The organism is Dyadobacter sp. CY323 (assembly GCF_021390245.1).
In the GTDB taxonomy this organism is placed as follows: domain Bacteria; phylum Bacteroidota; class Bacteroidia; order Cytophagales; family Spirosomataceae; genus Dyadobacter.
On the sequence record NZ_JAJUXH010000035.1, the window covers coordinates 1 to 18,074 of the forward strand.

21 protein-coding genes are annotated in these 18,074 nt (G+C 44.8%); 9 read left to right on the top strand and 12 right to left on the bottom strand.

The genetic code is table 11. The annotated features are described in order from the left end of the window. Nucleotides 1-174: 174 nt before the first annotated feature. Nucleotides 175-3,258: a PVC-type heme-binding CxxCH protein gene (locus LZG72_RS27910; RefSeq protein ID WP_233878448.1), complete on the bottom strand. Its 3,084-nt coding sequence runs from the start codon at nucleotides 3,256-3,258 to the stop codon at nucleotides 175-177. Between the two features lie 104 nt (nucleotides 3,259-3,362). Here LZG72_RS27910 and LZG72_RS27915 point away from each other — a divergent pair, with 104 nt between their 5' ends. From LZG72_RS27915 to LZG72_RS27935, 5 genes are all read left to right on the top strand, one after another. Continuing rightward, a complete protein-coding gene (locus tag LZG72_RS27915) occupies nucleotides 3,363-3,950 on the top strand; it encodes a hypothetical protein (RefSeq protein WP_233878449.1) in 588 nt (195 codons plus the stop codon). A gap of 44 nt (nucleotides 3,951-3,994) precedes the next feature. Further along, nucleotides 3,995-4,921: an alpha/beta hydrolase gene (locus LZG72_RS27920; protein WP_233878450.1), complete on the top strand. Its 927-nt coding sequence runs from the start codon at nucleotides 3,995-3,997 to the stop codon at nucleotides 4,919-4,921. Nucleotides 4,922-4,984: 63 nt separating this feature from the next. Continuing rightward, the gene (locus LZG72_RS27925) at nucleotides 4,985-5,416 is read left to right on the top strand and encodes an antitoxin Xre-like helix-turn-helix domain-containing protein (RefSeq protein ID WP_233878451.1); all 432 of its coding nucleotides are present in this window, start codon (nucleotides 4,985-4,987) and stop codon (nucleotides 5,414-5,416) included. 2 nt (nucleotides 5,417-5,418) lie between these two features. Further along, nucleotides 5,419-5,868, top strand: coding sequence for an RES family NAD+ phosphorylase (locus tag LZG72_RS27930; RefSeq protein WP_233878452.1), 450 nt, complete (start codon nucleotides 5,419-5,421; stop codon nucleotides 5,866-5,868). Nucleotides 5,869-5,888: 20 nt separating this feature from the next. After that, on the top strand, nucleotides 5,889-7,079 hold the full coding sequence (locus LZG72_RS27935; protein ID WP_233878453.1) for a glycosyltransferase family 87 protein: 1,191 nt from the start codon (nucleotides 5,889-5,891) through the stop codon (nucleotides 7,077-7,079). A gap of 65 nt (nucleotides 7,080-7,144) precedes the next feature. Here LZG72_RS27935 and LZG72_RS27940 read toward each other — a convergent pair whose 3' ends face one another. The 6 genes from LZG72_RS27940 to glp form a co-directional block, all read right to left on the bottom strand. Further along, nucleotides 7,145-7,561, bottom strand: coding sequence for a hypothetical protein (locus LZG72_RS27940; protein ID WP_233878454.1), 417 nt, complete (start codon nucleotides 7,559-7,561; stop codon nucleotides 7,145-7,147). 114 nt (nucleotides 7,562-7,675) lie between these two features. Then, nucleotides 7,676-8,668: a GTP 3',8-cyclase MoaA gene (gene moaA, locus LZG72_RS27945; protein ID WP_233878455.1), complete on the bottom strand. Its 993-nt coding sequence runs from the start codon at nucleotides 8,666-8,668 to the stop codon at nucleotides 7,676-7,678. 17 nt (nucleotides 8,669-8,685) lie between these two features. Then, entirely contained in the window at nucleotides 8,686-9,594 is a 909-nt protein-coding gene (gene moaCB / locus LZG72_RS27950) for a bifunctional molybdenum cofactor biosynthesis protein MoaC/MoaB (RefSeq protein WP_233878456.1), read from the bottom strand. A gap of 55 nt (nucleotides 9,595-9,649) precedes the next feature. Beyond that, entirely contained in the window at nucleotides 9,650-10,099 is a 450-nt protein-coding gene (locus LZG72_RS27955) for a molybdenum cofactor biosynthesis protein MoaE (protein WP_233878457.1), read from the bottom strand. A gap of 15 nt (nucleotides 10,100-10,114) precedes the next feature. Continuing rightward, complete coding sequence (locus LZG72_RS27960) at nucleotides 10,115-10,354, bottom strand: MoaD/ThiS family protein (protein WP_233878458.1); 240 nt, start codon at nucleotides 10,352-10,354, stop codon at nucleotides 10,115-10,117. 15 nt (nucleotides 10,355-10,369) lie between these two features. Then, the gene (gene glp, locus LZG72_RS27965; protein WP_233878459.1) at nucleotides 10,370-11,560 is read right to left on the bottom strand and encodes a gephyrin-like molybdotransferase Glp; all 1,191 of its coding nucleotides are present in this window, start codon (nucleotides 11,558-11,560) and stop codon (nucleotides 10,370-10,372) included. Nucleotides 11,561-12,048: 488 nt separating this feature from the next. Here glp and LZG72_RS27970 point away from each other — a divergent pair, with 488 nt between their 5' ends. Together LZG72_RS27970 and LZG72_RS27975 are read left to right on the top strand one after the other, a co-directional pair. Beyond that, nucleotides 12,049-12,819 (top strand): lytic transglycosylase domain-containing protein, encoded by a 771-nt coding sequence (locus LZG72_RS27970; protein WP_233878460.1) that lies wholly within the window; start codon nucleotides 12,049-12,051, stop codon nucleotides 12,817-12,819. A 102-nt stretch (nucleotides 12,820-12,921) separates the two neighbouring features. Then, nucleotides 12,922-13,368, top strand: coding sequence for a peptidylprolyl isomerase (locus LZG72_RS27975; protein WP_233878461.1), 447 nt, complete (start codon nucleotides 12,922-12,924; stop codon nucleotides 13,366-13,368). Nucleotides 13,369-13,453: 85 nt separating this feature from the next. Here the strand turns inward: LZG72_RS27975 and LZG72_RS27980 are convergent, their stop codons facing one another. Next, nucleotides 13,454-13,822 (bottom strand): hypothetical protein, encoded by a 369-nt coding sequence (locus LZG72_RS27980; protein ID WP_233878462.1) that lies wholly within the window; start codon nucleotides 13,820-13,822, stop codon nucleotides 13,454-13,456. Nucleotides 13,823-14,111: 289 nt separating this feature from the next. Between LZG72_RS27980 and LZG72_RS27985 the strand changes: the two genes are divergently transcribed. Continuing rightward, a complete protein-coding gene (locus LZG72_RS27985) occupies nucleotides 14,112-14,612 on the top strand; it encodes a hypothetical protein (RefSeq protein ID WP_233878463.1) in 501 nt (166 codons plus the stop codon). A gap of 133 nt (nucleotides 14,613-14,745) precedes the next feature. After that, the gene (locus LZG72_RS27990) at nucleotides 14,746-15,849 is read left to right on the top strand and encodes a Fic family protein (protein WP_233878464.1); all 1,104 of its coding nucleotides are present in this window, start codon (nucleotides 14,746-14,748) and stop codon (nucleotides 15,847-15,849) included. 17 nt (nucleotides 15,850-15,866) lie between these two features. On the opposite strand, the gene LZG72_RS27995 is transcribed toward LZG72_RS27990, so the two are convergent. The 4 genes from LZG72_RS27995 to LZG72_RS28010 all read right to left on the bottom strand — a co-directional run. Continuing rightward, entirely contained in the window at nucleotides 15,867-16,622 is a 756-nt protein-coding gene (locus LZG72_RS27995) for a GDSL-type esterase/lipase family protein (RefSeq protein ID WP_233878465.1), read from the bottom strand. Nucleotides 16,623-16,633: 11 nt separating this feature from the next. Then, the gene (locus tag LZG72_RS28000) at nucleotides 16,634-16,861 is read right to left on the bottom strand and encodes a DUF2905 domain-containing protein (protein ID WP_233878466.1); all 228 of its coding nucleotides are present in this window, start codon (nucleotides 16,859-16,861) and stop codon (nucleotides 16,634-16,636) included. Beyond that, nucleotides 16,828-17,394, bottom strand: a complete 567-nt coding sequence (locus tag LZG72_RS28005; RefSeq protein WP_233878467.1) for a YfiT family bacillithiol transferase — start codon at nucleotides 17,392-17,394, stop codon at nucleotides 16,828-16,830. Before LZG72_RS28005 ends, LZG72_RS28000 begins: the two co-directional genes overlap by 34 nt. A gap of 33 nt (nucleotides 17,395-17,427) precedes the next feature. After that, nucleotides 17,428-18,074 (bottom strand): hypothetical protein (locus LZG72_RS28010; RefSeq protein WP_233878468.1); only part of this gene is annotated, 647 nt, incomplete at its 5' end.

An 18,074-nucleotide genomic window follows, 5' to 3' on the forward strand; every position in this document is an offset into this window, starting at 1 on the left:
AGGTTGTCTGCGGCCCATTTTTCTTTGATTTGCTTATACCTAAAGTTAAACAATTCGGAAAAGTTATACAACCGCTAAAATGCAAAAAAAGACTGCCTCTTTTGAGACAGCCTCTTTTTGTTTGCTCAAATCCGGTTCTATATTCGGGCCATGTTCAATGAATTATCAAAAGCCTCATTTCTTTTTCAAACTACTTAAATAATCAACCAGGCTAACCAGTTCCTCCGTGCTCATCGCATCTTGCAAGCCGCTCGGCATCATGGAGTCTTTCATTTGTTTCATCGATTTCACTTTCGACATTTTGTATTCCTGGGTAGAACCGCCGGGGAATTTCAGGATCAGATCGGTTTCTGTTTTACTGGCAACAAGACCGCTAACCGTGGAACCATCTTTGAATGCTACTTCAAAACCTTCGTACCCAAAGCCTATCCCTGCATTCGGATCGAAAATAGCTGAGTACTGGGCTTCTTTTGGCAGTTTTCCTCCTATTTCAGACAATTTTGGCCCAAAGTCCATTCCCTCACCATTGACCTGGTGGCATACCGCACAATATGTGGAGAATACCTGTTTTCCTTTTGAAGCATCCCCTTTCATACCGATCAGCTCTTTAATTTCGGGATGCTTGCGGGCAGTACTCACATTCGCTTCCATATATTTCGCTGCCTCTGTCTTTACCGACTTTCTCCAAGCCCCGCTCAATCCCTGAACAGCAGCCGTTTTGACTTCCCCGTCAAGCTTACCTTCTTTGAGCAAGATCAAAATCTGGTCTTCGCCGCCCATTGTTCCGCCAAGTGATTTGGCTGCGGTCGTGCGCAGAATCACGGGATAGGAAGAATCGGTCGCTACTTTTTTCAAAATATCGAGTGATGACTTACCTCCTGCCGATTTGAGCGCAGTCAATATTCCCTCACTTTTCGCCTGATCACCTCCTTTGATTGTTTTCCAAACCAAATCATCACCACCCTGTTTCATTAATTGTGAGGCTGCGGCAGAACCGGTCCGTGTAGACGACTGATTGATGGCCATTTCCAGCAAACGACTGTTTTCCGAACTTAGCTCATATTTTGTGACAAGTTCAAGGTACGCGGGCGAACCGAACGACTCGTCCAGCATTTTCCTGAGTGCCTCGCTGGCTTCTTTGTTTTGTTTTACAAAACCCGGGTCCAAATGTCTGAATGCAAGCTCATTTACTTTATTTTGATCGGCTGCCGATCCTTTCATCATCGCTAACAAGGCCATGGATTTCTCATTGGCGGCTGAGTTGAAATCAAATGCGCGGAAATAACGTAAACGACTTTTAAGGTCTACACTCGGATCACCGGCGAGTGACGCGAGCAGTGGAATTGATTCTTTTCCTCTCGAACGCCATACAATGTCTTTTCCTGCCTGGGTAGCGACCGGATTTGCTCCTGCTTTTGAAAGCCAGGCTTTAAAAAACGGATCCCACTGATCATCCGCCCCAATACCGATTGCTTCCAGGTACCAGCGATCTTTGCCATCGTATTGCTGAGCCAGTTGTGCCCATATTGCCGGCGCTTCGGCAGATTTGTTATGATGTACTATTAATGCACATTCTCTGCGTACCTGAGGATCCGCATCTTTTGAAAGCGTTTTGAGGTAACCGATGATATCTGCGTCCTTTAATTCGCTGGCTGCGCGCAAACCCGCAATGCGCATGTCGGGATTGGTGTCTTTAATGGCGGCATCAATGGATTTTTTACTGGTGGAAGGCCATTTGCTCAACAGCCACATCGCCCGGGCCCGCATGCGGTAATCCGCTTTTTTATCCGTAAACAACTTTTGCAAAGGTTGAGTAGCTTTTGCTTCCATGGAGTTCAATGCATTCCAGGCAAGATATCGAACTGAGAGGTTAGGACTTTGCAATGCTTCAATAGCACCCTGGGCTGTCGAAAAATCTGTCTTGGGAACACGATACGGGCTATTTGATGGAGCGACACGGTAAATACGACCTCTGGCCTGATCGCCGGCCTGGTGACCGCCAACACCCGGATCGTACCAGTCGGAAACGATCAGCGATCCGTCGGGTGCCACACACACATCGCTTGGACGGAACCATTGATCTCTTTTTCCATCAACGATGTTGACAATTTTAGCTTTATAACCTGCCCCTGCTTTTTCCACCGGATACGAGCGAAGTACATTGTGACCCGGTTCGCAGTGGATCATTTGACCCTGAAACTCTTTGGGGAGCAACTTACCTTCATACACGATCATACCTGTCGGAGAGCCTGAGCCCGTTTGCAACAAATTAGGAACTACCCCCGGGTCGTTCAAATGCCAGTGACGGTATGGAATCGAATCTTCCACATTGGTACGGTTTGCACGCCAGCCAGCGCCCGTCATTTCATCCGTATAGCCATAGTTGCCGTATTGCATCACGTAATTAATACGCACACCTTTGTTCCCGTCATCATCATTGTCCGACTGCCACATGGTGCCGTAACTATCCACCGCGATTTCATAATTGTTCCTGAAATTGTTTCCGAGTACTTCAATATTGGTAAAATCAGGATCACACCGGAAAACCATTCCCTGTTTTAGTTTTTTAAAATCGATAGCCTGCCCGTCTTTTGCGATTACTGGTTTTCCTTTCCCATTTAATAACTGACCACCTTCATTTCCGAAATTGAAATACAGTTTACCATCCGGTCCAAAAACAAATGCGTGCATTCCGTGATCGTGCTGCTCTCCGCCAATGCCTTCGAAGATCACTTCCTTTTTATCAGCTTTCAAATCGCCATCCTCATCCGTGAATTGCCACACATATGGGCTTTGAGATACAATTACCTTATTACCCATCACCCAAATCCCCAGTGGCGCATTGATCTCCTTTCCTTGATAAAACACCGTCGTTTTGTCCGATTTGCCGTCCGAATCCGTGTCTTCCAGTACTAAAATCCGGTCACCTTCATTTTTTGTGGGGTTACCATTAATTGCGGGACGGTAGTTGTACGCTTCACAAACCCAAACCCTGCCCAGTTGGTCGACATCGATGTTCGTTGGGTTGGTAACGGTTGGTTCGGATGCAAAAAGTGTAGCTTCGAGTCCGTTTGTGACCGACAAACCGGCGGTAGCGTATTTCGGAGACCGTTTTTGCGCATCGGTCAGGTCTTTGTACAGGCTATCGATTTTACCGCCCTGAAACGTACTGGGGTTAGACCTTTGGTAGGTAGCGAGCAACATGACGGCTCCGAAACAGAATGCCGGAAAAAGTATAAGCGATTTTTTGAAGTTCATGGGGTGGTTGAAATGTTCCGTGGAAGCCGAGGAAAAGTGGTATTCTTAAAATAAAGATTACTATTTTTAGAGTATAAGAGGCAATCCACCTGTCATTTACTATCATGAACAAGACTTTTTTTTCCTTCATCGGCGTGGCTCTGGCTTTGAATGTTTCTGCCCAAAACATTCCTTCCGCCGATATTCAGATTAAGACCGCAGTGCTGGCCGCACCTTCTGACAAACAAGCTGGTGCAAAGGTATACGGCTATGCTTCCGACGGATCTTTTACTGTTTTAAGGCCCGGCAACAATGACTTCGTTTGCCTGGCTGACGATCCGAAAAAGGACGATATCGGCGTCTCTTGCTACCACGCCAAGCTGGATGCATTTATGGACCGGGGAAGGGTTTTAGCAAAAGAAGGAAAAACCCCCAAGGAGATTTTTGACATCCGCGAAAAGGAAGTGAAAGAAGGCAAACTGGATATGCCCAAGCAATCGTCCACCTTATACGTACTTTCCGGTTCCAAAGAGAATTATGACGCTACCTCCGGAACTTTGAAAAATAGCTACCTGCGTTATGTGGTTTACATTCCATTTGCCACTGCCGAAAGTACCGGACTTCCCCTCAAACCGGATATGCCAGGCATGCCCTGGATCATGGATCCGGGTACCCATCGGGCACATATTATGATCAATCCTGCGAAACCCTGAGGGTATATTGAAATTCTCACCGTCTTTTTGAAAAAAGAACTTTCATGAAAAAAATATCAACAGCTTTTGCCGTATTAAGCCTCTGTGCTGTTTCTCTTCAATCCATGGCTCAAACCGAAACACTTAATCTCTGGCCGGAAGGCAAAGTCCCTAATTCGAAAAGTAACTCAATCCAGGAAAAATCGGAAACGGATGCCAGTGGGATCCTTCGCATCAGCGGGGTTACTGTCCCTACCCTCGCCGTGTATCCGGCCCCAAAAGAAAAAGCGACGGGAGCCGCCGTAATGATCTGTCCGGGTGGCGGTTATGGCATTCTTGCTGCTTCGCATGAAGGCAGTGATTTTGCAAAATGGTTCAATGATCGCGGCATTTCCGCATTTGTTTTGAAATACCGGTTACCTAAGGAAACAGCCATGGAACATCAGCATGAAGTCCCGTTAATGGATGCCATGCAAGGAATGAAGATGATCCGGCAAGGTGCTGCCAAATGGAATATTGATGTAAATAAAATCGGGATAATGGGCTTCTCTGCGGGTGGTCACCTGGCTGCGACGCTTTCCACGCATTATAATATGGGCCCAAAAGCTTCGCAGGATGCAAAAGCAAACTTTTCAATTTTGCTTTACCCGGTCATTTCATTTACACCGGCACTCGCTCACGGAGGCTCCCGTGATAACCTGCTCGGACCGGAGAAATCGGAGGAGCTGATCAAGTATTACTCCAATGAACTACAGGTAAGTGACCAAACACCACCCGCGTTTTTGGTGCATGCAATGGACGATACCGGCGTTCCGGTAGAAAACAGCATTGAATATTACCTTGCATTAAAAAAGAAAAAAATCCCGGCCGAAATGCACCTTTATCCAAAAGGCGGCCACGGATACGGTATGCGTACCGAAGGTAAAGGTTCCCTCGCCGGCTGGCCGGCAGCGATGGAAGGCTGGTTGAAAGGAATGGGATATATGAAGTAGCAAATCGAAATTATTTGTTAACTTTACGATCAAGTGACGATTTAGAAACAATCATTTGATTGTATGCAAACTCAACTCATCGATATATTAGGCGGACAGCAGGTTTTTAAACAAAACGTTGACAGCTTTTTGTCCCTCATTGAAATTACTCAAAAAGGATTTCCAATGTCTGTTGCCCAACGTGTCCAGAAAAAATTGAGTTTATCCAACAAACAGTTCAGTCAAATGCTAAATCTATCTGAAAGCACCTTCCAGCGCCGGATCAAAAGCAAATCTCCATTATCCACAGCCGAAAGCGAAAAGGTTGTCGATCTGTCCAGGATCATTGCAAAAGGCATTGATGTGTTTGAAAGTGAGGAAGATCTCAAAACGTGGCTGAATAGCCCGGCACTTGCACTGGGAAATAAAAAACCATTAGATATTCTCAGCTCTTCTATCGGACGTGAAGAAGTACTGAGCGTTTTGTTCCGGATCGAGCACGGTATTTATTCCTGACCATGCTTGTATATCGAATCACCAGCAGGAGATATTCTGCTGATCTGCATGGTACGGGCTGCCTTTATGCGGCTGGTCGCTGGCATTTCAAAGGCACGCAAATACTTTACACTTCGGAGCATATTTCACTGTCGAAGCTGGAAGTTCTGGCAAACTCAATTGTCACGCCGCAAAATCAGGTTTTGGTAACACTGGAACTTCCGGAAGTTGGCATTATCAAAGAAATTGATATAAAAGATCTTCCTGCCGACTGTTGGCGATTTCCTTATCCGGATAGTTTGGCGAGGGTGACCGAGCAGTGGCTGGACGGGTCAACGTCCTGGCTGATGAAAGTACCGTCGGCCCATTCGTTCAATGAATTCAACTACCTCCTTAATCCGTTTCACGAACTTCACAGGACCATCCGGATTATCGACGTTGAAAATATTCATTTTGATGCGAGATTGAAGTAGTTTTGAGCAAACTGATCTGCATGAATGCCGCGAACCGATTTTTAATCAATCACAAATCCATTCTCATTGTATTCCTTGGCTGTGCAATTTTCGCCAGCCTACAATCTTATTTCAGCGGCTTAAAAAGCTTTGTGGAAGGTGGGAGACTTTATACTAGCTACAATAACTACATCATTTTTAAGCAATCTTTTTTTCACCTGATCCACGGGCAGGATCTGTATGCCGATTTTGTTGAAGAACAAGGTGACCTTTTTAAATATAGCCCCACTTTCGCATTGATTTTCAGCTTGCTGGCTATTCTTCCGGATGTGTTGGGACTTTCACTTTGGAATATTCTGAATGCTACGGTACTTTTTTATGCAGTTTGTTATTTGCCACGAATCGATGTCCGCACGAAAGGATTAATCCTGGTTTTCATGTTAGTGGAACTGCTGACCTCTGTACAAAACGAGCAGAGTAATGCATTGATAGCCGGGTTGTTACTGTTCACATTTGGTTTTCTTGAACGGGGAAAATACTGGCTGGCTTCCTTTTGTCTTATCTCTACAATCTTCATTAAACTCTTTGGCATTGTCGGGCTGGCGCTTTATTTGCTCTACCCCAATAAACTAAAACTTACCTATACGACTGCATTCTGGGCAGTGCTTTTCACATTGCTGCCGCTGGTTGTGGTCGATGTAAACCAATTTGTCTTTCTGTACAAAAGCTGGGCGAACTTGCTGGCAAACGACCATTCCATTTCCGATGGATTGTCTGTCATTGGCTGGCTGAAAAGCTGGTTTGGCTGGCAGGTCAATAAAACTTACGTCAGCCTGGCGGGGGTTATTTTGTTTTGTTTGCCACTCCTGCGAATCAGTCAGTATAAAAACTTTGTTTACAGAGCATTAATACTTTCCTCCGTCATGATATGGGTGGTCATTTTTAATCACCGGGCCGAGTCTCCAACCTTCATTATCGCAATCGCCGGCGTGGCGCTTTGGTATTACTCGCAATATCCAACTACCGAAAGTTACATCCTGCTGGTCCTCGCATTTGTTTTTACTACTTTATCCCCTACTGATCTTTTTCCAAAATTTATCCGGAATGAATGGATGAAACCGTACGTGATCAAGGCTGTCCCGTGCATTCTGATCTGGGCAAAAGTTACATTTGATCTGATCGTTGGAAAGTTAGCTCCAAGAGCTACTGAACCGGAACGCCTGGAAAACTAAAAAGCGTTACAGGAAAGCTGCGGCTCCAACCCTGTAACGCAATCACTGAACCTTATTTCTCTGATTTAATTTACTCCAAGCAATGTGCGGTTCACTTCACGAACTTCATTGGTTGACAAGTAAATGCTTTTGACCACCTTCTCAGTCCCATCGGCGACTTCCAGTGTATAAACACCATCCTGGATCTCTGAAAAATTGAGTTTTCTACCAAATTTCTCGATCTGCCTCGGCGTAATGTCCTCCATAAGAACTTTACCTTTCTGATCCATTAGACGAATGGATAGTCGCTCCCCTTTTTCTTTTTCCACCAACAGGTTCATGGTAACCGTATCTTTCACACGATACATACCCACCCGGAATCTTTCGCAGGTGTTATTCTTGCATTCTTTAAGTTCAACAGTGGGTTGTGCGGCAAATACATGGCCGGCGACGAAGAGAAGTCCAAATGCTGCTGTTGCAACCGTTTTCATCACGTTTCTCATGGCTTAAGAAGGTTAAATTGGGGAAAGTTGATAATCAATTTCACCAATGATGTAACCTGTTTAGGCCATGTTGCATACAAATTATAAACGGCAAAAAAGTGAGGTTAAATGGTTTTACCCACCAATTGCGATCATCTTTCGATTCAGCTCGTATTCCGTTTTTGCTTGTTTTTCGGCGAAATTAATGTGACCGCCGTGAGCGAAATGCTTTTTGTGGAAGTGGCCATGAATGAGCTCCCGGATATCTTTGCCCGCCCGCAGAGGAGTGAGAAGATCGGCCTCAGTCGTATCAAAAAGGCAATTTTTCAATTTTCCGTCCGCAGTAAGACGGATGCGGTTGCACCCCGAGCAGAATGGATGTGTTACGGTGCCGATAATGCCAAAAGTCCCCGCGCCGCCAGCGATCCTAAATTGATGTGCGGTATCATGCACCTCTCCCGGCTGCTGCTGGAACTCAAATTCAGTATTTATGTCAGATAAGAGATCGGCATAGGAAACGATTTTGGACATATCCCATTGATTTCCATTAAATGGCATGAACTCAATAAAGCGAACGTGCAGATTCGGTTCATCCAATGTAAGACGCACAAAATCCTTCACTTCGTCGTCGTTCACACCTTTCATGACCACCATATTAATCTTCACAACAAACCCTTCGGAAAGAAGAAGCCGGATACTTCCCAGCGTTTTTGTAAAATGATCGCGTTTTGTAATCGCTTTGAAACGCTCCGGATTTAAGGTATCCAGACTAACATTCAACGAGTTGACACCTGCAATTTTTAGTTCATTGATAAACTGATCGACAAAAACCGCATTGGTCGTCAAGGTTAATGAAGACGACAATTTTCCCAATCCGGAAATAATATCGCCCACATCTTTTCTGATCAATGGTTCGCCGCCGGTCAGACGGATCTTTTCAACACCCATTTCGACGAAAATTCCGGCAAGTTCCTGAATTTCATCCGCTTGCATCAACCATTTGTTTGGCATGAATTGCATATCCTCCTGAGGCATGCAATACGTACAACGCAAATTACACTTGTCCGTCAGCGAAATGCGCAGATAAGTGTGTTTCCGGCCAAATGTATCAATAATGGGTAGCGACATTTCTTTATTTTAGCTTATCACGCATGTTTTCCCCCGTCCAAAACACTGAAAACGTGCAGAATATGCGGAAAAAGTGAGTCGATGTATTCAGAAACTCCGCCTGTACTTCCCGGCATGGTAAGGATTAGCGTATCGCGGGCAAACCCCGCAACCGATCTGGAAAGCATAGCCGTCGGAATTCTCTCCTGACCGTATTGCCTCGCCGTTTCAGCTATTCCCGGAATCTCGCGGTCAATCAGTTCTGCCACAGCTTCCGGGGTAACATCCCGATGGGATAACCCGGTTCCGCCGGTAATCAAAATCAGTTGGTAACCATTGGAAATGAGGCCTTTTATCTTTTCCTGAATATTCAATTTATCGTCTGCGACAATGCTGTAGTCATTGACGGTCAGTTTTAAAAATTCCAGCTTTTCAATGATCTTTTTACCGGATTTATCTTCTCCGATTCCCTTTGAGATACTATCGGAACAAACGATAACAGCCGTTTTCAAATTCTCAGGGACTGGTTTCCGATCGCTTTTTCCTCCTTTTTTCTCAAGTAATCTGATGTTGCGGATTTCAACGCCTTTGTCAATAGGTTTGAGCATGTCGTACATCGTGAGTGCCACCACAGATGCCCCGTGCATGGCCTCCACTTCAACACCTGTTTTATAAATTGTCTTGACCGTCAACTCAATAACAATCGTCAGATCCTCAATTCTGTAATTCACACCGGTATATTCAACCGGGATCGGATGACAGTCAGGCAAAAGATCCGGCGTTTTTTTAACTGCCAGAAATCCGGCGGCTTTCGCCATTTCAAAAACATCGCCTTTCGGAACGGTCCGGTTTTGAATTGCTACAATTGTTTCAGGCTTACTTACCTGTACAATCGCTTGGGCAGTCGCAATCCGCAGGGTATTTGTTTTGGAAGTAATGTCAACCATTTATAATGAGTGAATGATAGTAAAATTGACCACTGATTGCCGACCATTGAAGTTTTCAAGAGTTCTCTTTCCACACATACTCCCCTTTCTCCCCGATCAATTCCTTACCGAAAATGGGCACGTTGGCTTTTATTTCTTCTACTACGAACTCCGAAGCCTCAAATGCTGCGCGCCGATGTGGCGATGACACAAAGACGAACAAACTGATCTCGCCGGTGGGCACAACTCCGAGACTATGGTAAATGTGCATACAGGTCAATTCAAATTTGGCAAATGCAGCTTCCCGGATATCTTGAAAGGCTTGATTGGCCATTTCTTCATACGCCGTGTATTCGATCCCCGTTACTACGCCGGCTTCTTTCTGATCTGCGCGGATCTGCCCTAGAAAAATAGCATGTGCACCGATGCCGGTTTTGGATTGATGACTGGCAATGGACTTGGATATAAAATCGGGACTAATGGGTCCCTCGACAAATACCTTTTTTGATTTATGGGTCTTTTCCATGTGATGTAATGAGCGTTAACCTCCCGCAAACGGTGGCAAAAGTGCTATTTCAGCAGGCATATCAATCGGAACAAAATCTTCTAAAATGCGTTGATTCACAGCTACTTTAAACTTTCTTTCCCGCATCGCCGGGTACTTTTCCAGTATCAGGTTACGGAATGAACCGACAGTCAGATTTCCGTCCGCAACCATCGTTTCCTCCGCCTGACCAGCGATTTCCGCCAGCATTCCAAAATACATGATATGAATGCTCATGTTTATTCGATTAAGTTAAAAAGGAAGCAAATGCACCTCTACCAGATCGCCAGCCTCCACTTTGTTCTGACTCACGGGCAAATAAATAATCGCATTCGCAATTGCAAAGGATCTTAACGCAAACGATTCCTGGCCGTCGAGTGGCATCACTTCATCTTCTTCAACCAATGCTTTTAAAAATTCGTCCCTTTCGCCATCAAATGAATATGCATATTTAATGGGTAGTTTCAATGATTTTAAAAACGGATTGTCGTGACCAAGCATTTTTCGGATCGCCGGAAAAACGTATTCATAGTAACAAACAAGTGATGAAGCTGGATTCCCAGGCAGCGCAAAAATGGCCTTTTCATCCTTTTTAGCGAATAATAGCGGTTTCCCAGGCTTTTGTCTCACTTTATAAAAAATAGTCTCTGCACCAATTTCCTGCAATGACGTGCCGACAAAATCATAATCCCCAACGGAAATGCCGCCCGAGGCCAGAATTACGTCATTTTGTTCGAGCAATTCTATTAATGCCTGAACGGTCGAAGCGAGGTTATCTTCCGCGTATTTCAATTCAATATCCAAAATTCCATCCTGCGCCAGGGCGGCGATCAACATGGCGGAATTCGATTCGTATATTTTTCCGTGACTTAATGGGTCCCCCACTTTGAGCAGTTCATCGCCGGTGATCAGCAGCCCGATCTTTGGCTTTCGATAAACGGTTGCCTGACTGACACTCATTCCCTGTAAAAAACCGATGCTGCCAGGAGAAAGATAAGTCCCGGCAGTCAATGCGACTGTGCCTTCTTTGATTTGTCTGCCAACTTCTCTCACATTCTTACCTGCTGGAACCGGGTATTCGTTGATCAGTACATGCCCACCAATCACCTCGGTATGCTCCTGCATAATGACCGCCGTCGCCGATTCAGGAACCGGCGCACCTGTAAAAATCCGGATTGCCGAACCAGGTTTTAGATCGGGCGTGAGGGTTTGCCCGGCTTTTGATTCGCCTGCGAGTTTAAGCGATGTTCCGTTTTCCGCCACATCGGAATGGATAATTGCATAGCCATCCATCGACGATTGCCGGAAAGATGGCAATGCGATCGGCGCGATAATATCTTTTGCCAGAACATATCCCGCTGCATCCGCCAGGCTTCTGTTCTGGGTGGATAAATGGGATGTATTTGCAATAATTTTTTCTTTCGCCTCGTTGACTGTTACCATGTTGGTGAAAATGGGACTTGGAAGACTCAAAGCAGAGCTTGATATGCAAGTTAACACATCATATACTAAAAAAAGACGCTTCTCTTATAGGTCATTCTCTACCTCAATCAGACTTAAAATCGGCAAACACGGCGAAATTGGCCACCTTTTGCCGCAGGAAATTATCGTAAGTAACTGATTGTCAACACAAGTTATCAGACTAAAATAATTTAATCCAGGTTTAGTCCAATCAATATCCAGAATCTGCGTTCGGCCTCATTGTCGTTTCGCCAATCAAAATTTTAGATTTTGTTGAATGGGCTGTCATTTTGCCCGGAAGTCACCGTGAAACACCAAATCACAACAACTTGAATTAGTACTACAAACATTGTCAATAAATGCCTCAAAATCAGGTTTTTATCCGAAAGTGAAATATTTTAAATTCAATACCGTTATCTTTGCACTTCGGCCTAAGGCTTTTGTAATATGTTCCACGAAATAAAACATGCATGATTAGACTTATCTTTATGGCCTTCTCAATCGCAATAATGGGTGAATCACCAGTGAGCGAGGTGGAGGTGGAAAAGAAGGAACTGAAAGAAATCACAATAATAGATTCAGATCTTCTTGCTATTGACTTCTGTGGCGAAGCCATCCCACTTTCGGAGCTTCGAATCGCTGAGCGATATCAAAATATGATCAGAAATTACGACAATCCCACTTTTCGTAAGCTGATGACCACCACAAAAAAGAGAATTAAGGTAATAGAGCCTATTCTTAAAAAGTACGGAGTACCAGCCGATTTCAAATATCTACCCCTCATAGAAAGTGCTATGAATCATGATGTTACTTCACATCGGGGCGCAGGCGGCTACTGGCAGTTGATGCCATCCACCGCGAAATCACTTGGACTGGTTGTAAATGAAACCAGGGACGACCGCAAAAATCTCGTCAAATCCACCCATGCAGCAGGCAAATATCTTCGGGGCCTGTATAAGCAACTTGGATCCTGGACACTGGTAGCTGCCGCATATAATGCCGGCCCCACGCACATCCTGAATAAAATGGATGCCCAGAACAGGGACGATTACTTCAAACTTCGCTTAAATTCTGAAACCACAAGGTATATCTACAAAATCCTTGCAGTAAAGGAGTGGTTTTCCAATCCCGAGAGAAGCCGGGAATGGGGAAGCGGAAATGTGGTAGGCCGTATTGCTGACTTCAAGACAGAGCAAAAAAAGGCCGAAATTCAATTGGCAAAGGCTACATCAGATTCTTAAGCTCAATTTTATTTGATAACAACACAAAGAAACGGATACATTCTCCTTTTCTTTGTGTTGTTATTTTTATAACATATCCAACAATTCAATACGCTCTTTAACATGACAAAAGCTGAAATGATCACCGACAAAGGGACGATGCTCATCGAATTTTACGATGAAGATGCTCCGATCGCGGTGAAGAACTTTGTAGATCTATCAAAAAAAGGATTTTACGACGGCCTGATTTTCCACCGCGTTATCCCTGACTTTATGGTACAGGGAGGAGATCCAACCGGAACCGGCCGCGGAGGTCCGGGTTATAAAATCAAATGTGAACTGACTGGCGGCAATCAGTATCATGACCGTGGCGTGCTTTCGATGGCACATGCGGGACGTGATACAGGAGGCTCTCAATTCTTCATCTGTCACAGCCGTAAAAACACCGCTCACCTGGACGGTAACCATACCTGCTTCGGAAAAGTAGTTGAAGGTGTGGACACGGTCGACCTGATCCGTCAGGGTGACAAGATCCAGAAGATTACGATTATTGAGGAGGAGGAGGCTTAGTACTAGTATTTAGGTCCCCAAAAGTAAAAGCCCTTTTTCTACTTTGTAGAACGAGGGCTTTTTAAGATAGTAATTCCGCATTCCACTAAATCCGCTTCAGCTCAGGATCGTAAAATCCCTTCCAAACTTCAACAGTTCCTTCCAAAGTTTCCGGCGGAGATTGCAGGTATACCTTAATCTTTTCGAGGTTTTCGGAATGCGCGTCTTTCGACCAGTTTTTTACAAGATCAGTAAGTAGCTGGTCAATTTTCGCCGTACTTACCCGCCAGTTTTTGCTGTATTTGGCAAACCATTCTTCATTCAAAAAAACAACACCTGAATACCTGTAAACGTCCGAAAAGCCAAACGCATCGATAACAATGGGCTCCGTCGGCCATTCTGCGTCTAATTCCTTGTCGCTAAACCGTTCGCGGCCGTCGCCGAGGAGGGCTATGAATCTGTATGTTTTTACCATTTGTAAGGTTATTAAAAATAAACATTTCTAATGTAAAGCGATTAAATACCATGCCGTCATTGCATTCGGTTAAACGAGTACAAAATCACTCGATCCGCATTACGTGTTCAATTTTATCAAAAAACTGAACATGTTTGATATTTTGTCCAGAAAATGAGAATATTTACGACATGTCCAGTAGTGGCAAGAAAATTGGACGCATACTATGGAAAAGAAATCTGCTGCCTCAATGAGGATCTGATCCGAATTTTACAGCGATGATCGATCTTATCTAAAAACCAGCTAACTAATGATACGCATCTCCACTCTCCCACTTATTGAAAACACCGGGCAATTTCACGCGGCGAAACTGGTCCTGCTAGTGGACGTACTGCAGGTCGGCGACGCACCCAGAAGTATGCGGGAACACATTAAGAACAATTACGGGGGGTTTATTTATGATAAAAAAACTTACATCCCGATCACGCTCACTGGGAATCCCGAAAGTTTGATTGTAAATGCAGGCAAGCCGATTCATTTCAAGTTCGATCACGGATTTGAAAACCACTATCATTTTGATGGCAACCTCGACGCGGCGATCTGGCATAAAAAGTTGTATGACATGTCCGCTTTCGCAGGTTCTGGCTCTGTTTCTTTCGAACGCGAGGAGTCGTTTATCATTGAAAGATACATTTCCGGACGCCGCGATTACATTGAATCACAGCCGATCGCCAGTTTGCTGACATTCCCGAAACAACTAACCTCCATTAGCAACAAACCGATGATGGGATTGAAACCGGTTCGCAAATAATGATTATTATCCGGCTGGGCAGATCCATTTGGATCCATGTTTTGGGTGTTTTGAGCAGAATGTGGAGATTAAATAGATTATTCTCCGCAAATTTGCGGAGAATAAGAACTATATTCACCGCAAAGCATGGGCTATGGCATTGTACAATCATCAGAAAAAAGGTTGGCCGGGATTCACCTGGGATGAATCACGCTTTTCATCCATTCTTGGAGAAGTAAGATATTTGCAAGGTAGAGTTGCCGGAAGAATGCAGTCGCTCGGTTTTTCGAGCCAAACAGAAACTGCACTTAAAACACTCACCGAAGACATACTAAAATCCACCGAAATTGAAGGTGAACATCTGGACTCTGATCAGGTCCGGTCCTCCATTGCACGCCGTTTGGGACTGGAAATCGCGGGATTGGTTCCTTCTGATAGGAATGTGGAAGGAGTAGTCGAAATGACGCTTGATGCTACCCAAAATTATAAAGATCCACTAACTGCTGACCGGTTATTTGGATGGCAATCTTCCCTGTTTCCGTCTGGCCGGAGCGGGATGTTTACAATCATGACAAGTAAATGGCGAGACAATGAAAAAGGTCCCATGCAAGTGGTTTCCGGAGCGGCAGGCCGGGAAATCGTTCATTTTGAAGCACCTGACGCATCGCGTTTGGAGAAAGAAATGGAGACGTTCCTCGACTGGTTTAATACTAAGCAAAATATGGATCCCGTACTTAAATCAGGGATTGCTCACTTTTGGTTTGTCACTATCCACCCTTTCGACGATGGAAACGGCCGGATTGCGAGAGCAATTGCCGATATGCAGCTCGCCCGGGCAGAAGGAAGTCCACTACGCTTTTATAGTATGTCTTCGCAAATCCGAGAGCGCAGAAATGACTATTACACCATTCTTGAAAAGACCCAAAAAAGTGATCTTGACATTACCGCGTGGCTGGAATGGTACCTCTTTTGTTTGAAAGCATCGTTAGATAGCACGATAGAAATGCTGGATGTCGTTTTACAAGGCAATGCGTTTTGGGATAAAAATGCGGACATTTCATTAAATGAAAGGCAGCGTTTGATGATTAACAAAATGCAGGAAGACTTTTTCGGAAAACTGACGACATCAAAATGGGCCAAAATCACGAAAACGTCTCAGGATACTGCTGGCAGAGACATTCAGGATTTAATTGTGAAAGGAATTTTGCAGAAAGAAGGAGCCGGGGGAAGAAGTACCAACTATGAATTAATCTGGTAGCCTCGATTGAAAACACCTCACAAAACAGCCTTCGCAATTGCTTTCCCCCAATACTGACCCAAAATGGCGACTCCCTCGACATTGGGATGCAAATAGAAAACACCTTGCTGACCATTTTCTGGCTTAAACAGCTCCCTGGCGTGTTTTTCGAAGTATTTAAATGCTTTCGTATCTCCCTTAAAAACGCGATCAGGATTGGTGTCTTTATATTCTTTCACCATGGCATTAAGCTCCGGAATGTAGGACTTCAATCTTTCCAGGCCTTCCTCCAGATATTTGGACCGATTGTAGGTATTGGTGCTGTACCAGATCGGATGCTGGATCACCACTTTGCTTCCCGGGTATTTCGTTAGCAACTCATTGATAATGGCTTGCATATTTTTCTTGTAATTTTCTTTCGAAACCGGCGCTCCATTAGGGCCTTCCATTGCACTGTCGTTCGTACCGAGTTTCATTGAAAAAACCAGCTGATGGTCTTTTTGAGCAAAAAGACTGTCTGCGGCTTTCGTAGCGAGCACAAAATATTTGCCACTGCCGGGAAGCCAATCCAAAGTCGTGGACCCACTTCTGCCCACGTTGACAAACATTACACTTTCGACACCTTTTTGTTCTTTCAGATAATTCACCGCATGCGTCGGTGGAGGAAATCCGTTATCGCCACCTTTGCCTTGAGTGATGCTGTTTCCAATAAAAACGATCGCTATCTTTTGAGCTTCCGTATGAAAGATGTTCAGGAGGAAGATAACAAGCAAAGTGGTTAATCTGAATTTCATATCATTAAGGTTTAGTCTATAAATCGTCGGACTAGCCAAATTACCAAATTCAGCAAACCGCTCAAAAGCAGCATGGTCGTAATTGGAAAGTAAAGCCGGAAATTTTCTCTTTCGATGCGAATGTCGCCCGGAAGCCGGCCTAGCCAGTGGAGTTTGTCGCTTAAAAAGTAGACGATGATACCAATCACTACGATCGCCAGACCAATCAGAATGATGTATTTTCCCGTAGCCTGAGACATCGCATTAAGTCGATTTTACCGAGCGCTAAATTAATGTGTGCAAAATGGTGCGTAACATGCCAGGCCGACATAGCCAATGCATGTCGCTGGTTCAGCCAGATTTTCCTGACCGGATGAAAATAAGCGATTTCGAACTGCTCGGGTGTCAGGGTCTTAGCCAGGTACACATACCTCGTTCCAATGCTCTCTAAAATGGTCAGCGAAACGTCAATCGGCATTAAAGAAGCCTCCGGTGTTTTAGCCCAGCCATCCATGTTAATGAGCGTAACGTCTTTGTAGTCAGGATCAGTCAGTGCTTGTTTCATCCTGAAAAAGTGCAGCAAATGTATATCCGCTACGTGATGAATCAGCTGTTTCACCGTCCAGCTACCCTCCCGGTAGGTTTTATTCAGATCAGTTTCTGAAAGATCTGTGACGAGATTTCTGTAATCGGCCGGTGCAGATTCAATGACGGAAATCAAATTGGCCAATTCTTCTTCCGAATAATTTTCCTGAGGAGCAAACGGCCCGATCGGAAACTTTCTGTCTGTCATTTTTAAATGCCTTTGATAACAACCGAAATCTCATTACCTGATTAAAAAACCAAACTCAAATGTCAGAAGACTGAATTTATCGGACTTGAACCGGGCAAGGTCACCTTTTATTCTGTTGATCAGCCCAGCCTCGTAGCGCAGGTTGAACAGCAATTTGTTGACCCGATAAGAAAGCTCCACCGGAATCATCGGGACGACGGTCTTATAGTAACGATTCACTGCAAAGCCCGGATCGATATCTGCTCCAATGTACATCCCGGGCGTCCGCGTTAGCGAAATGGCAGTCACCTGCGCACTTATCCCCGCTCCTACCGAAAACGATTCAACCGGAAAATAATGGATCATTCCAGCAATTCCCAACCCATAATCCGAAGATCCTGACTCATAATCCCCGAGCGGGGCCGCCACATAATCCCGAATCACCACAGGCTCATCCCAATAGGTATGCTTTGAAAAATTGGCCTGCATTTTAAAACTAAGATCTTTGGTCAAAGGCTTGAACCAAGCTGCGCCCAGCCCAACTCCGCCCAGTAATATTTTGGGAGAGCTCAATTTGTCGTACCCCAGAATCGGATAGATCCCTTTTGCGCGATTGGCAACCGGTATATAGAAGTTCCCGTTTGCAGTCAGAAACCATTCCGTTTTTTTATTTTGAGAAAAAGACTCAAAACCAGTTGTCA

Excerpts from the sequence above, each read along its gene's own strand:
- LZG72_RS27930 (WP_233878452.1), top strand. The coding sequence starts at position 5,419 with ATGCTTGTATATCGAATCACCAGCAGGAGATATTCTGCTGATCTGCAT.
- LZG72_RS27925 (WP_233878451.1), top strand. The coding sequence starts at position 4,985 with ATGCAAACTCAACTCATCGATATATTAGGCGGACAGCAGGTTTTTAAA.
- LZG72_RS27935 (WP_233878453.1), top strand. The coding sequence starts at position 5,889 with ATGAATGCCGCGAACCGATTTTTAATCAATCACAAATCCATTCTCATT.
- LZG72_RS27910 (WP_233878448.1), bottom strand. The coding sequence starts at position 3,258 with ATGAACTTCAAAAAATCGCTTATACTTTTTCCGGCATTCTGTTTCGGA.
- LZG72_RS27995 (WP_233878465.1), bottom strand. The coding sequence starts at position 16,622 with ATGAAATTCAGATTAACCACTTTGCTTGTTATCTTCCTCCTGAACATC.
- LZG72_RS28000 (WP_233878466.1), bottom strand. The coding sequence starts at position 16,861 with ATGTCTCAGGCTACGGGAAAATACATCATTCTGATTGGTCTGGCGATC.
- LZG72_RS28005 (WP_233878467.1), bottom strand. The coding sequence starts at position 17,394 with ATGACAGACAGAAAGTTTCCGATCGGGCCGTTTGCTCCTCAGGAAAAT.
- LZG72_RS27915 (WP_233878449.1), top strand. The coding sequence starts at position 3,363 with ATGAACAAGACTTTTTTTTCCTTCATCGGCGTGGCTCTGGCTTTGAAT.
- LZG72_RS27955 (WP_233878457.1), bottom strand. The coding sequence starts at position 10,099 with ATGGAAAAGACCCATAAATCAAAAAAGGTATTTGTCGAGGGACCCATT.
- LZG72_RS27940 (WP_233878454.1), bottom strand. The coding sequence starts at position 7,561 with ATGAGAAACGTGATGAAAACGGTTGCAACAGCAGCATTTGGACTTCTC.
- LZG72_RS27960 (WP_233878458.1), bottom strand. The coding sequence starts at position 10,354 with ATGAGCATTCATATCATGTATTTTGGAATGCTGGCGGAAATCGCTGGT.
- moaCB (WP_233878456.1), bottom strand. The coding sequence starts at position 9,594 with ATGGTTGACATTACTTCCAAAACAAATACCCTGCGGATTGCGACTGCC.
- LZG72_RS27990 (WP_233878464.1), top strand. The coding sequence starts at position 14,746 with ATGGCATTGTACAATCATCAGAAAAAAGGTTGGCCGGGATTCACCTGG.
- LZG72_RS27970 (WP_233878460.1), top strand. The coding sequence starts at position 12,049 with ATGATTAGACTTATCTTTATGGCCTTCTCAATCGCAATAATGGGTGAA.
- LZG72_RS27920 (WP_233878450.1), top strand. The coding sequence starts at position 3,995 with ATGAAAAAAATATCAACAGCTTTTGCCGTATTAAGCCTCTGTGCTGTT.
- moaA (WP_233878455.1), bottom strand. The coding sequence starts at position 8,668 with ATGTCGCTACCCATTATTGATACATTTGGCCGGAAACACACTTATCTG.
- glp (WP_233878459.1), bottom strand. The coding sequence starts at position 11,560 with ATGGTAACAGTCAACGAGGCGAAAGAAAAAATTATTGCAAATACATCC.
- LZG72_RS27975 (WP_233878461.1), top strand. The coding sequence starts at position 12,922 with ATGACAAAAGCTGAAATGATCACCGACAAAGGGACGATGCTCATCGAA.
- LZG72_RS27985 (WP_233878463.1), top strand. The coding sequence starts at position 14,112 with ATGATACGCATCTCCACTCTCCCACTTATTGAAAACACCGGGCAATTT.
- LZG72_RS27980 (WP_233878462.1), bottom strand. The coding sequence starts at position 13,822 with ATGGTAAAAACATACAGATTCATAGCCCTCCTCGGCGACGGCCGCGAA.